Raw genomic sequence first — 13,562 nt, 5'->3', positions numbered from 1 at the left:
TAACGCAAGTCATACAAGCATGAAGCGGACCAACGATATGGCGGACCTGTTCCTATTGGTGCAGGTGATTGAGGCTGGAAGCTTTTCAGTAGCCGCCGAGCACCTGCGGACTACGCGATCCCTGCTGAGCCGCCGTATTAAGGCACTGGAACGGCGCCTTGGAGTGCAGCTCTTGCACCGGAATGCTCGGCGCTTCTCCGTTACGCCCATTGGTGAGGAGGTATACAGGCATGCCTCTGCAATGTGCGAGGCGGCCGTGGCTGCAGAACGTGCGGCCACAGATACCGATGTCGGGGGCCGGTCGTTGAGAATTCATGTGCACAGCCTGCTGATGCCCTTGCTGTCAAATATTCTGCCGGAGTTCTCCGCGGATCATCCTCAGATGCGCGTGTGGTTGACCACGAGCAACGGCGACTTCGAGCCGCTCATCCGGCAGCAGGCAGATGTCGTCCTATCGGTGCGCGATAACCTGCCCGATAGCACGGACGTCGTCGCACGAGTGCTCACGCACATGCCAACCGTTACCGTCGCGGTGCCCGAACTGGTGAGGCGCCTGGGACCGTCACCCAGCGTCGACCGCATCGCGGATCGCGATGTGCTCGCGTATGCCGGCCCAGGCGCGCCGATGAACTTGCTTTTTCGACCCAGCAAGCAAGGTGAAGCAAGAATGGTGACCAGTGACATTGCCGTATTACTCGCCTCCGTTCGTACCGGCCTTGGCTTCGCACGTCTGCCTGCTTGCCTGTGCGAGGAGGATATCCGGAGCGGTAGCCTCACCGTTGTCCACGAGGCTACGGAAAGCCCCGGTGTGCCGGTGCACGCCTTAACGATGTCGGCTCGAGCAATCACAGACGCCGCGCTCGCCTTCGTCCGATTCACGCAAGAACGGCTGAGTATTCGCACTGCACAGTGAATTCGTGCTTAGACAGTTCATTGGATGGCGTTCGAAGTCGACGTGAACCGTCTGTGCGAGAACGTTCGTCTTGATGAGATGGCTTGCGAATGGGATCAAGGTCTGGCACGCCTTCCGCGAACTGAAGGATGTCGGTCATGAATTTGAACTCGCCCGACCCCGCCCAAGGTGTTGCATACGTGCGCGCCGCATCGGTGGCAAGCCAGCACCCAGCTCCAAAATCATTACAGCTTACCTGTACATATTTCCTGTATTTATGTTACGGTCCATACATGGCCCATTCCTCGCTCACACCCAACACACTCTCAGCAGCTTCCCTTGCTGGCGAACTTCGCATCTCCCTGGGAAAGCTGACGCGACGGTTGCGGGAGCAAGCTCACCCAGGTGACTTCACGTCCGCTCAGAAGTCGGTGCTCCTCCGCTTGGATCGTGACGGGGCCACCACCGTGTCTGCCCTGGCTCGAGCCGAAAGCGTCCGCCCGCAATCCATGCGTATCACGGTGGCCAAGCTGGAGGCGATGAAGGCCGTTAGCGGCGCCCCCGATCCCAGCGATGGTCGGCAAACCCTCGTCGACCTGACGCCGAGTTTTCGGAAGACCCTTAAAGAGACACGGGCTGCCAAGGAAGACTGGCTGGTCCGTGCCCTGCAGGCACAACTGTCCCCCCAGGAACAACGCGAACTCGCGGCGGCCATGAAGCTGCTGCAGCGTCTTGCCGACTTTTGAGCTAACCCCGTCCCAGGAACCAGCATGGCCCTCACCACGCTCGACCCAAACACCGCCCTCATCATCGTCGACCTGCAAAAGGGCATCGTCGCCTCCCCTTTTATTCATCCCATTGCCGGGGTCGTGGATCGCTCGCGGGCGCTGCTCGATGCGTTTCGCGAACGCGGCCTGCCGGTCGTTCTCGTCAAGGTCGTCGGCGTAGCGCAAGGCCGCACGGAGCGGCCGCGTCATGGCGGATCGTTCCCAGAGGGGTGGACTGACTTCATCCCCGAACTCGATCAACAGCCGAGCGATCTCGTCGTGGCGAAGCGAACCTGGGGCGCGTTCGCCAACACCGACCTCAAAGATCAGCTAACCGCGCTGGATGTTACTCAGGTCGTCATCATCGGTGTCGCCACCGGGACGGGTGTCGAGTCCACCGCGCGCCAAGCCTATGAGCACGGATTCAATGTCACGCTGGCCCTCGACGCCATGACGGACGCACGTTCCGAGACGCATGACCATAGCAGCCGGCATGTTTTTCCGAAGCTGGGTGAAACGGGCACGGCCCAAGAGGTCATCGATCTCTTGGCAATAAGGGGCACCTGAAAATGGTATGGCTTCTTCTCGTCTCGTGAGTGTGGCACCGGCGGGCGTCTTCCGTTCGCTGAGGAATTCCAACTACCGGATCTGGGCCGCCGGAGCGCTCGTGTCGAATGTCGGGACATGGATGCAGCGCACGGCCCAGGACTGGCTGGTCCTCACCCAACTCACCCATCACGACGCCTCGGCCGTGGGCACCGTCATGGCCCTTCAGTTCGGGCCACAGCTCCTGCTGCTGCCTTGGACCGGCTTCGCGGCCGATCACTACAACCAGCGCAAGCTCCTGATGGCGACCCAGGCAACCATGGGCGTTCTTGCCTTAGCGCTGGGGCTTCTCACTGTCACCGGCGGCGTCCAGCTCTGGCATGTCGATGTCTTCGCGTTTCTGTCCGGCTGCGCCTCGGCCTTTGACGCCCCCGTGCGCCAGACCTTTGTGACCGAACTGGTCGGCGACGCGGACCTGCCCAATGCGATCGCGCTCAACTCGACGTCGTTCAACGCGGCGCGCATGATCGGGCCAGCGGTGGCCGGTCTGGTCATCGCTTCGGTGGGCACCGGTTGGGCATTCCTGCTCAACGGCGCCAGCTTTATCGCGGTTCTGGCTTCCCTATTCCTGCTCCGCCTTTCCGGTCTGCACGCAAACGCTCGGGCCTATAGAACGAGAGGGAGCCTGACCGAGGGGTGGCGCTATGTGTGGTCCCGACCCGACCTCAGGGCGATCCTGGCGATGTTGTTCCTGATCGGCACGTTCGGACTGAACTTCCCGATCTTTATCTCAACCATGGCCGTCAATGTCCTCCACGCCGATGCACGTGGCTATGGCCTGCTGTCGTCGACCATGGCTATCGGTACCATCTCAGGGGCGCTACTTGCCGCCGGCCGCGACCGACCAGGATTCAATGCCTTGCTGATCGGGTCCGCCGTGTTTGGACTGGGCTGCGCCCTGGCCGCTATCGCCCCGAACTATTGGCTGTTCGCCGGTGCGTTGGTGGTCATCGGCGTCGCCGCCTTGACCTTCACGAACGCGACCAACAGCCTGATGCAGCTCACGACGGAGCCCGCTATGCGGGGACGGGTGATGGCATTACGTGTGGCCATCGCCCTTGGAGGAACGCCGCTCGGGGCGCCGATGGTGGGATGGGTAGCAACCATTGGGGCCCGCGCCAGGCACTCGGCGTGGGCGCGGCGTCCGGCGTTGCTGCGGCCTTTGTGGCCGTTTACGCCATGGCGAGACAGATTCATCAGCCACGACGGGCGTCTGACTCGGGACGTGAGCCGAGCTAGCTTCGATACGGACGGCAAGCGAGATCACTCGAATAACGGCAGCCAGATCATCGCGCGGGATGACGTGGCCTGTTGCTTCTGACAGTCATGTCCAGCACGCCGCGGCGAACGAACGAGGAACAGGCGCCAGACCCCGCCCGCGGCCAGGGCGGTATCATGGCCGACCGGTGCGCCATGAGCGGCGTGCCACAAGGCATAAGGTCCAGTTAAATCATGGCTTTAGCACACGACGACCCTTTGGCGGGCCACACGCCCTTCATGCGCCAGTATCTGGCAGCCAAAGCCGAGCATCCGGACATCCTGCTGTTCTTCCGGATGGGCGACTTCTACGAGCTGTTCTACGACGACGCCCGCAAGGCGGCGCGACTGCTCGACATCACCCTGACCCAGCGCGGCCAGTCGGCCGGCGCGCCCATTCCCATGGCCGGCGTGCCCTACCACGCCGTCGAGAACTACCTGGCTCGCCTGGTAAAGCTGGGCGAGTCGGTGGCGCTGTGCGAGCAGATCGGCGATCCGGCGCTGTCGAAGGGCCCGGTCAAGCGCGAGGTGGTGCGCATCGTCACGCCGGGCACGGTGACCGACGCCGCGCTGATGGAAGAGCGGCGCGACAACCTGCTGCTGTCCATCGCCGCCGGCCAGACCGGTTACGGACTGGCCTGGGTGGACCTGTCCACCGGACGCTTCCTGCTGACCGAGGTGACGGGCGCCGAGGGCCTGGCCGCCGAGCTGGCCCGCCTCCAGCCCGCCGAGACCCTGGTCGGCGAAGACGTGGCCTGGCCGAAGCTGGTCGCCTCCCTGCCCGGCCTGCGCAAGCGACAGCCGTGGCACTTCGACGGCGATGCCGCCACGCGCGAACTCTGCCGCTTCTTCCGTACGCGCGACCTGCGCGGCTTCGGTGTGGACGGCATGCCGATGGCGGTCGCCGCGGCCGGCTGCCTGCTGGGCTACGTGGAGGAAACCCAGAAGGCCGCCCTGCCCCATCTCACCGGCATGGCCGTGGAGAACGCGGGCGAGACGATCGCCATGGACGCGGCGACACGACGCAACCTGGAGATCGACACGCACCAGAGCGGGCGCGTGGAAAACACCCTGCTCGGCGTGCTTGACGAAACGGTGACGCCGATGGGCGCGCGCCTGCTCCGCCGCTGGCTCAACCGTCCGCTGCGCGATCGCGTCGTGCTGCGTGGCCGCCACCAGGCCATCGGCAGCCTGATCGATACGCGCCGGCACGCCACCCTACGTGAGCGCCTGCGCGGCATCGGCGACCTGGAACGCATCCTTGCACGCGTCGCACTCCGTTCCGCGCGGCCGCGTGATCTCTCGACGCTGCGTGACGGCCTGGCCGCCGCGCCAGCGCTGCGCGACGACATCGCGGGCCTGGACAGCCCGCTGCTGCACGATCTGGTCGAACGCATCGGCGACCATGCCGACACGGCCGATCTGCTGATGCGCGCGGTGATCGCGCAGCCACCGGTGCTGCTACGCGACGGCGGCGTGCTCGCCGAGGGCTACGACGATGAGCTGGACGAACTGCGCCAGTTGTCTACCAACGCGGATCAGTTCCTGGTCGACATGGAAGAACGCGAGAAAGCCGCCAGCGGCATCCCGACGCTCAAGGTCGGCTACAACCGCGTGCACGGCTATTACATCGAGATTTCGCGGGCTCACTCCGAGAAGGCGCCAACACATTACACCCGCCGGCAGACCACGAAGAATGCCGAGCGCTACATCACCGAGGAACTGAAGCAGTTCGAGGACAAGGTGCTGTCGGCGAAGGAACGCTCGCTGATGCGCGAGCGCGCGCTGTACGAACTGCTGCTGGACAAGCTCACCGAGCACCTGGGCGAGCTGAAGATCGCCGCCGCGGCGATGGCCGAGCTGGACGTGCTGGCCGACCTGGCCGACCGTGCGGAAGCCCTCGACTGGGCCGCACCGGTGCTCACCGACGTGCCCGGCATCCACATCGAACGCGGCCGCCATCCCGTGGTGGAGAAGGTGCGCGACGAACCGTTCGAGCCGAACGACCTGGCGCTGGACTCTGCGCGGCGCATGCTCGTCATCACCGGCCCCAACATGGGCGGCAAGTCCACCTACATGCGGCAGAACGCCCTGATCGTGCTGCTCGCCCATGTCGGCAGCTACGTGCCGGCCTCCGCCGCCACCATCGGGCCGATCGATCGCATCTTCACCCGCATCGGCGCCGGCGACGACCTGTCGCGAGGGCAGTCCACTTTCATGGTGGAGATGAGCGAGACCGCGAACATCCTGCACAACGCGACCGAGTGCAGCCTCGTGTTGATGGACGAGGTGGGGCGTGGCACCAGCACGTACGACGGCCTGTCACTGGCCCGCGCGGCGGCCGTCCATCTCGCGGCGACGAGCTGCGCGTACACCTTGTTCGCCACGCATTATTTCGAACTGACCGAACTGGCTGGCGATTACCGCACCATCGCCAACGTCCACCTGGACGCCGTCGAATACGGCGAGCAGCTGGTTTTCATGCACACGGTGAAGGACGGCCCGGCCAATCGCAGCTTTGGCTTGCAGGTGGCGGCGCTGGCCGGCTTGCCCAAGGCGGTGATCGCCGATGCACGGCGTTATCTGGCTGCCCTGGAACAGGGGCACGAAGTAACGGCCGCCGTGGCGACGCCGCCGGCCGCCGCGCCGCAGATGGGGTTGTTCGCCCCGCCGTTGCCCTCGCCCGTGGAAGAGGCGCTTCGAGCGATGGATCCCGACGACCTGACGCCGCGTGCGGCCCTGGACCAGCTATACAAACTGCGAAAAATGCTGCGCTGAACCATTGAGTCACCCTATCGGATCGATCCAAACAATCGAATTCCCCTTGGGAACTGCGCTGCCTATAGTGGCCTTGTCGATTTCACGGGGTCTTACGACTCTCCATCTTCCGACTCCGTGACGCCCCCGCCCCATCCCCGAGTCAGCAGCCCGGGACATGGGATGCGGGGGCGGTTTTTTTGGGACTCTTCGTACATGACCGGGGCCTGCCCCGGAGCCCATGCCGGGGCCGCCGCCGCTCGTACGGCGCGGCAATGAGGCGCCGGGTGGTCACACTCTGCGCTCAAACAACGGCCGCAAGCGGCCGAACTCGCTCAGAGCGTAACCACCCGCCACCTCCGTGACGACAGAGGCAAGCGGGGACGGAGAGCATTGGCGACGGCATGGCACGAAACGGCTGCTGGAACAGCGCTCTAAACCTGATTCGGCACGTCAGTTGTGAAGAATCCTTTTTATTTGCTTTTGAGCGCGTAGCGAGTCGCCCAACCCGCCTCAAACGTACCCGGCTTCTGGGGCAGGGCTACAACTCCTGCCCCTAGGGTTATGTCCGCCGGCTTGGCTTTGCCGAGAAGGCCAGCCAGGGATGGTGCGATCAAGCCACTTCGCTGCCATTCCGAGACATGCTCAGCCGTCGCCGGGACGCGGAGCACGTTGAAGGACTTCAAGGCGCAGGTTGCCGTATCTCCATCCGTCTGTTTGCACGCATCGTGATTGATGACGACGCTCGCTCCATCGACGACAAAGCCGTCCGCATAGACCACGTCCCCTTTTCCGACCCGGAATGATGCAAACGGGCGAGACAACGACGTAGTCACAAGCAAACCGCTTACCTGCTTGTCGAGTTGCACGGTCTTGTATCCTGCCGAACTAACCTGCTTCGAGTAGCTTCGCGTGCCGACATCGAAACCTGCACACCCACCTGTCGATGCGTCCATCAGAGCACAGTACGTACCTGTGTAAGTACCATTTTGATAGGTTGCGCCTTGCCAGACCTGTGTTTTGTAGTACTCCGTGTCCTGGGTCGACACAAACGATACCGATCCCAACGATGACTTCGCTGGATCGGCCTGCGCCGACATATCCGGCATGGGCGCGCGGCGGAACTCGGTACTCGTCCCTTTAAGTTCGTAGGTGCCGGGATCGACGATGAATAGGCCGTACTCCGACTTACCGCTTCCACCGGGATACCTATAAGCAAACCCGTGCAAACCCTGCTCAGTCATGCTGGACATGGAGCCCGTTTGCAGGATATCCGCCGCGTCGCCCGCTCGTTGCCACTGAGTGGTGGCCGTAAGGTCGATCCAGTAGTTCACGAGCTGTTCTTCCCGCAGCTGGTCGACGCCCATACCCTGGTATTTTTTGAATACGAACAGGGATGGCATGGCCACGAATGCCTTGCCTGCGTGGATCGCACGTACAAACAAGGCCTCCATGCCATCAGTTCGGCGTTTAAGATCGTCCGTTCGCTTGGCCATAGCAGAGTTCTCGACCTTCTTGAACGGATTACGGAGTCGCGGCGTCTTTTCGGATTGATTCGGCAAAGACGGCGCCGTACCGGCCGCGGTGGCGGAGAGCATTGCGCACGCGATACTACGAAGCGCGTCTCGGGAGCCTTGTTGCTTGGAGTACGTACGAAGGACTAATGAAACCGCCCCCATGTCACTGTCGAACTCCACTCGTACCGGGAACGGTCGAACGTCGGGCGCGTCCATGATGGTCGAACGGATGTACGCGCCGCTGGTCAGCGAGATATCCATTGCACCCTTTTTGCCGTGGAAGTCCTCCCGAAGCATGCGGGCATCCGAGGTCTTGGCCAGAAATGCCTTGAGACGTCCGAACGCATGCTGCGCGTCGTCGCCGGAAGAGGTCAGTGTCCATGTGCCGAAGACGGAACGGGTGCCGCCGACGACATCGGTTTCATCGGTAAAATTCGCCTCGCACAGACGGGTCGAATCCTCGGGCGAGATAGGACCAGGCAAAGCACCCGGCGCACCCTGAGCGGCGCGCGCGTCCGTCGTGGCCGTGGCCGTGGCCGGCACGGAAGATTCCACTCCGCGCGGCTTCACCTTCGCGAGAATGCCGCACATCGACGCTCTCATGTCTTTTTCGCTGGCGCCCATACCTGCAGGCAGGCTGGCCTTCAACACGAGCTGACCGCTGTCGTCAGCCGAAAAATCGACGGGGAAACCCCGTGAGTTCGCCTGGGGTTTGTTTGTGAGAGCGAGCTTAGCGGTTGATCCGGCAAGCGTATCTTGCCCGACCTGGAAGTCCTCGCCTGGGGCAATGACCTTCATTTGCTCAACCGCGCCTTGTGCCGACACACCAGGCGCGATCCAGCGCGCTTCGAATACCTTGCCTGAGAAAAGGCTACCTGATGCCTTAAAGGTGGACTCACACGTATCGGCGGCCCGAGCGGCAGGACAAGCTGCCAGGAAAAGAAGCGCGGAAATACCCGTAAGGCACGTCGATGCGGCATACCGACGGTCCGGTCGGCGAAGATCGTTAAACATCATGCTGTCCTTGTTCCCTGAAATGGCGCTGCCATGTGGCACCCGTCGATTGGACACTGAACGGGTTGCGGGAACAAGCGGTCTGGTCTGAAAAGGCGGCCACACACTCAACGCGGAGTTTTATGGGAGCGAACGCTATCGCGATAGCCGTCTCGCTTACGTAGAACCGAGGGCAAGACCAGACGGAAATTGCTGGAAGGAGCACTCTCACAACTGGTTCAAGGAGGCGGAACCGCAAGTCACAACGTCTTTTTGAGGTTCTGGATCAGTCGCCGCGAACGCTTGTCCGGCCGCGAGTCCGGACGCAGCAGCGCACCGCCGGTCAGACGCTTGTCCTCACGCAGTCGCTCGCGCTCGGCGATGCTCTCTTCGGTCTCGGTGTAGAGCTTGCGCGCCTCCGGCGCCGGGCCGCGCTTGGTGGACAACGCCACCACGAGGCAGACCAGGCGCTCGTCGCCGCGGGTGATCCGCAGCGTGTCGCCGGCCACCACGGGTCGGGCCGGTTTGCAGGGCGCACCGTTGAGCACCACCTTGCCGCCCTCGATGGCCTGCTTGGCCAGGCTGCGGGTCTTGAAGAAGCGTGCTGCCCATAGCCATACGTCGGCGCGAACCCCGGAACTACTGGTCTGATCGGTCATGGGCTGAGTGTGCGGACGCGCCGGGGCAAAACCAAGCGCTCACGCGGCTGGCAGCAGCAGGTTGCCGAGCGGCAACGTCATCAGCGAGAGCACGATCCCCGCGCCCAACACCGTGTTCGCCAGCCGCGGCTCCAGGCCGTGCTGGTCGGCGAGGATGGCTGCCGAGATCATCGGTGCCATCGCCGACTGCATTACCCCGACGGTGAGAATCAGTCCGCCCACGCCGGCGGACAGGCCCAACGCCAGCACAGCCAACGGCGCCAACAGCAGTTTCCAGCCCAGTCCGGCCAGCAGGGGAAGGGTTTCTTCCCTGCGCATCTGCAGACGGAACTGCAGGCCCACGGAGAACAGCGCCAGCGGCGTCAGGGTCTGGCCGATCTGTAGCAGCACTTTCTCGCAGGCGGGAGGCCAGCCCCCGGCCATGCCCACCACCACGCCCACCAGCAGCGCCAGGAATGCCGGGAAGCTCAGCACGCGCCACACGATGGCCGTGGCGCGGGTGCTCTTGCCCGAATACAGCGACGCCACGACGATGCCGCCCGCCGCCAACAACGGAAAACACCCGAGTTGGTCGGCGATCACCGCGATGGACAAGCCCGGCTTGCCATGCAGCGCCTCCATCAGCGGGTAGCCCATGAACGAGGGGTTGCCGAAGCCACCCACGAGGGTCAGGCAACCGACCCGCTGCGGCGTCCAGTGCAGGAGTTTGCCCAACAGCGCGAACAGACCCCAGGCGCCGAAGAAGGTGATGTACATACCCGCGACCGGGAACCACAGGTGGGCATCGACGGTGACCTGCGGGACGAGCGCCAGCACCAGCGCCGGTAGCGCCACGTTGAGCACCCACCAGTTGATGCCCGGGACGATGCCCTCGGGCAGGCGGGCGAAACGCCGGCAGAGGATGCCGAGCGCGAGGCAGACGAAGAGAATGAGCAAGGCGGACATGGGGTTGGACGATAACATCGTCGCCTGTTGCGCCGCGCGGCATGTAGGAGCGCACGATGTGCGCGACATGGTTTCGCGGTGCCCATCGAGCTGGCGCGCCAGGTCGTGGGTTCGGCCTCAAAAGATGTCGCGCACATCGTGCGCTCCTACGACGGGCGGTGTTGCGGGGCAGACGGACGGTGTCGCACCGGGTGCGGTGCGACACCGTGAGCTTTACGCCAGCAGCACGCGGTTCATCCGCTGCACGAAGGCGGCGGGGTCGGACAGCTGCGCGCCGGCGGTGATCTCGGCCTGCTCCAGCAGCAGCCCGGCGAGGTCGCCGGCCTTGCCGTCGTCGGTTTCGGCGGCCAGGCGCTTCACCAGCGGATGCTCGGGGTTGAGTTCGAGCACGGCCTTGGACTCCGGCACGTCCTGGCCGGCTTCGCGCAGCAGGCGGGCCAGGTGCGGGGCGAGGTCGAAATCGGCCAGCGCCAGGCACGACGGCGAGTCGGTGAGGCGCGCCGAAATGCGGACGTCACCGACGCGATCGCCGAGCAGAGCCTTGGCGCGCTCGATCAGCGGGGCGGCGGCTTCGGTGGCGGCTTCCTGCTTCGCCTTGTCGGCCTCGTCCAGCGGGAACTCGCCCTTGGCCACGTTGCGCAGGCGCTTGCCTTCGTACTCGGTCAGGTAGCCCAGCATCCACTCGTCGACGCGGTCGAACATCAGCAGCACTTCGATGTCCTTGGCCCTCAACGCTTCCAGCTGCGGGCTGCCGGCGGCGGCCGCGTAGCTGTCGGCGGTGACGTACCAGATCGTGTCCTGGCCGACCGACATACGGTTGATGTAGTCGTCGAACGACACCGTCTTGGCCGAGCCCTCGCCCTTGGTGGAGGCGAAGCGCAGCAGCTTGGCGATGCGGTCGCGGTTGGCGGTGTCTTCGACGATGCCTTCCTTGAGCGTGTTGCCGAAGCCGGCCAGGAACGTGGCGAACTTCTCCGGCTCGTCGCGGGCCACCTTTTCCAGCAGGTCCAGCACGCGCTTCGTGCAGGCGCCCTTGATGCGCTCGAGCTGGCGGTTCTGCTGCAGGATCTCGCGGCTGACGTTCAAAGGCAGGTCGTCCGCATCGACCACGCCACGCACGAAGCGCAGGTAGTTCGGCAGCAGTTCTTCCGCGGCATCCATGATGAAGACGCGCTTGATGTACAGCTTCAGGCCCTTGCGCTCTTCGCGGCCGCCCATCATCAGGTCGAACGGCGGTTGCTCGGGCACATACAGCAGCGTGGTGAAGCTCTGGCTGCCTTCGACGCGGTTGTGCGTCCAGGCCAGGGCGTCGTTGAAGTCGTGGCCCAGTGCCTTGTAGAAGCCCTGGTACTCCTCGTCGGTCAGCTCACTCTTCGGACGCGACCACAGCGCGGACGCCGAATTGATCGTGGTCCACTCGGTCGGGTCGGGCTTGCCTTCCTTTTCCACCGGCATGCGGATGGGGAAGGCCACGTGGTCGGAATACTTGGTGACCAGCGAGCGCAGCTGCCACGACTTGAGGAATTCGTCCTCGTCGGCCTTCAGGTGCAGCACCACGGTGGTGCCGCGCTCAGCGACGCTGGTGTCCTCGAGCAGGTATTCGCCCTTGCCGTCGCTTTCCCAGCGCACGCCTTCCGCGTCCGGCGCGCCGGCGCGGCGGGTGATGACGGTGACCTTGTCAGCCACGACGAAGGCGGAATAGAAGCCCACGCCGAACTGGCCGATCAGGCGGGCGTCCGCCTTCTGCTCGCCCGACATGGCCTCGAGGTAGCGGCGCGTGCCGGAACTGGCGATGGTGCCGATGTTGGCGACCACCTCGTCACGGCTCATGCCGATGCCGTTATCGCGGACGCTGATGGTGCGGGCATCCGGGTCCCAGGTGATCTGGATGCGCAGGTCCGCATCGTCGGCGGCCAGCTGGGGGTCTGCCAGCGCCTCGAAACGCAGCTTGTCGCAGGCGTCGGAGGCGTTGGAGATCAGCTCGCGCAGGAAGATTTCCTTGTGCGAGTAGAGGGAGTGGGTGACCAGATGCAGGACCTGGGCGACCTCGGCTTCGAACTTACGGGTTTCCTGGCTCACGATGCCGTTCCTTCATGGGTGGACAGGCAGCGGATTATGGGGGCGCCCCCGTGAGGAAAAAAGGTGGGTCACCGCCCCTTCTGCAGGGCGGCGATGCGTTCCTCGATGGGCGGGTGGCTCATGAACAGGCGCTTGAAACCCGAGGCGAGGTGCCCGGAGATGCCGAAGGCCTGGATCGTCTGCGGCAGGCTGGTGTCGCCATGATTGGCGGAAAGGCGCTGCAGGGCCGAGATCATCGAGGTGCGTCCGGCCAGGCTGGCGCCCGCGGCGTCGGCCCGGAACTCGCGCCAGCGGGAGAACCACATGACGATCATGGAGGCGAACAGGCCGAACACGATCTGCAACACCATCACCACCACGAAATAGCCGATGCCGCCCTCGCCGTCACGCTCGCGGCCGCCGCTCATCCAGCTGTCGACCACGCGGCCCACCACGCGCGCCAGGACGATCACCAGGGTATTGAGCACGCCCTGGATCAGGGTCAGGGTGACCATGTCGCCATTGGCCACATGCCCGATCTCATGGCCCAGCACGGCCGAGACCTGCTCGCGGTCCATCTGCTGGAGCAAGCCGCTGCTGACGGCGACCAGGGCATTGTTGCGGCTCATGCCCGTGGCGAACGCGTTCATTTCCGGGGCGTCGTAGATGGCCACCTCGGGCATGCCGATGCCGGCCTTCTCCGCATGGCCGCGCACGGTGTCGACCAGCCAGCGCTCGGTCTCGTTGGCCGGCTGGGTGATGACCTTGGCCCCGGTGGTCATCTTGGCCATCCACTTGGAGATGGCCAGCGAGACGAAGGCGCCGCCCATGCCGAAGATGGAGGCGAAGACGATCAGGCCGCCGATGCCCATGCCGCGTTGGGCGGCCCACTGGTCGATACCCAGCACGTGGGTGACGCAGGTGAGCAGCAGGATGACCGCGAGGTTGGTCGCGATGAAGAGGGCGATACGTTTGAACATGGTCTTCTCTCTCTGGGCGGCTGACTGGAAGGCGCCGCGCACGGCAAGTTTTCGGGGCGGACGCTGAACGATTCAATGCCTGGGGCCCACGCCTCCGGCCCGGACTCGGCGCGGCGCGGCTCGCCGCCCGG

General features: G+C 64.4%; 10 protein-coding genes. 5 read left to right on the top strand and 5 right to left on the bottom strand.

Annotated elements, in window-relative coordinates; translation table 11 throughout:
• Positions 1 to 19 precede the first annotated feature (19 nt).
• The 5 genes from FA89_RS10245 to mutS all read left to right on the top strand — a co-directional run bounded on the left by FA89_RS10245 (position 20) and on the right by mutS (position 6,300).
• Positions 20 to 913, top strand: coding sequence for a LysR family transcriptional regulator (locus FA89_RS10245; protein ID WP_051938669.1), 894 nt, complete (start codon positions 20 to 22; stop codon positions 911 to 913).
• Positions 914 to 1,050: 137 nt separating this feature from the next.
• Entirely contained in the window at positions 1,051 to 1,638 is a 588-nt protein-coding gene (locus tag FA89_RS10240) for a MarR family winged helix-turn-helix transcriptional regulator (protein WP_240003881.1), read from the top strand.
• 24 nt (positions 1,639 to 1,662) lie between these two features.
• A complete protein-coding gene (locus tag FA89_RS10235) occupies positions 1,663 to 2,226 on the top strand; it encodes an isochorismatase family protein (RefSeq protein WP_036140530.1) in 564 nt (187 codons plus the stop codon).
• Positions 2,227 to 2,233: 7 nt separating this feature from the next.
• Positions 2,234 to 3,586, top strand: a complete 1,353-nt coding sequence (locus FA89_RS10230; RefSeq protein ID WP_240003880.1) for an MFS transporter — start codon at positions 2,234 to 2,236, stop codon at positions 3,584 to 3,586.
• A 131-nt stretch (positions 3,587 to 3,717) separates the two neighbouring features.
• Positions 3,718 to 6,300, top strand: a complete 2,583-nt coding sequence (mutS, locus tag FA89_RS10225; protein WP_036140528.1) for a DNA mismatch repair protein MutS — start codon at positions 3,718 to 3,720, stop codon at positions 6,298 to 6,300.
• Positions 6,301 to 6,752: 452 nt separating this feature from the next.
• Here mutS and FA89_RS10220 read toward each other — a convergent pair whose 3' ends face one another.
• The 5 genes from FA89_RS10220 to htpX all read right to left on the bottom strand — a co-directional run bounded on the left by FA89_RS10220 (position 6,753) and on the right by htpX (position 13,431).
• Entirely contained in the window at positions 6,753 to 8,813 is a 2,061-nt protein-coding gene (locus FA89_RS10220; protein WP_221174291.1) for a hypothetical protein, read from the bottom strand.
• Positions 8,814 to 9,049: 236 nt separating this feature from the next.
• Positions 9,050 to 9,448 (bottom strand): RNA-binding S4 domain-containing protein, encoded by a 399-nt coding sequence (locus FA89_RS10215; RefSeq protein ID WP_036140525.1) that lies wholly within the window; start codon positions 9,446 to 9,448, stop codon positions 9,050 to 9,052.
• Positions 9,449 to 9,487: 39 nt separating this feature from the next.
• Positions 9,488 to 10,393, bottom strand: coding sequence for an AEC family transporter (locus FA89_RS10210; protein WP_185754303.1), 906 nt, complete (start codon positions 10,391 to 10,393; stop codon positions 9,488 to 9,490).
• Between the two features lie 213 nt (positions 10,394 to 10,606).
• Positions 10,607 to 12,472, bottom strand: coding sequence for a molecular chaperone HtpG (gene htpG / locus FA89_RS10205; protein WP_240003879.1), 1,866 nt, complete (start codon positions 12,470 to 12,472; stop codon positions 10,607 to 10,609).
• 68 nt (positions 12,473 to 12,540) lie between these two features.
• On the bottom strand, positions 12,541 to 13,431 hold the full coding sequence (gene htpX / locus FA89_RS10200; protein WP_036140522.1) for a protease HtpX: 891 nt from the start codon (positions 13,429 to 13,431) through the stop codon (positions 12,541 to 12,543).
• Between the last annotated feature and the right edge of the window lie 131 nt (positions 13,432 to 13,562).

Source organism: Luteibacter sp. 9135 (assembly GCF_000745005.1).
Taxonomy (GTDB): domain Bacteria; phylum Pseudomonadota; class Gammaproteobacteria; order Xanthomonadales; family Rhodanobacteraceae; genus Luteibacter.
This window is presented reverse-complemented; position numbering and strand designations above follow the sequence as displayed.

Bases quoted from the DNA above. Each gene is read 5' to 3' on its own strand.
- FA89_RS10230 (WP_240003880.1), top strand. From the start codon at position 2,234: ATGGCTTCTTCTCGTCTCGTGAGTGTGGCACCGGCGGGCGTCTTCCGT.
- FA89_RS10245 (WP_051938669.1), top strand. From the start codon at position 20: ATGAAGCGGACCAACGATATGGCGGACCTGTTCCTATTGGTGCAGGTG.
- FA89_RS10215 (WP_036140525.1), bottom strand. From the start codon at position 9,448: ATGACCGATCAGACCAGTAGTTCCGGGGTTCGCGCCGACGTATGGCTA.
- FA89_RS10235 (WP_036140530.1), top strand. From the start codon at position 1,663: ATGGCCCTCACCACGCTCGACCCAAACACCGCCCTCATCATCGTCGAC.
- htpX (WP_036140522.1), bottom strand. From the start codon at position 13,431: ATGTTCAAACGTATCGCCCTCTTCATCGCGACCAACCTCGCGGTCATC.
- FA89_RS10240 (WP_240003881.1), top strand. From the start codon at position 1,051: ATGAATTTGAACTCGCCCGACCCCGCCCAAGGTGTTGCATACGTGCGC.
- FA89_RS10220 (WP_221174291.1), bottom strand. From the start codon at position 8,813: ATGATGTTTAACGATCTTCGCCGACCGGACCGTCGGTATGCCGCATCG.
- mutS (WP_036140528.1), top strand. From the start codon at position 3,718: ATGGCTTTAGCACACGACGACCCTTTGGCGGGCCACACGCCCTTCATG.
- FA89_RS10210 (WP_185754303.1), bottom strand. From the start codon at position 10,393: ATGTCCGCCTTGCTCATTCTCTTCGTCTGCCTCGCGCTCGGCATCCTC.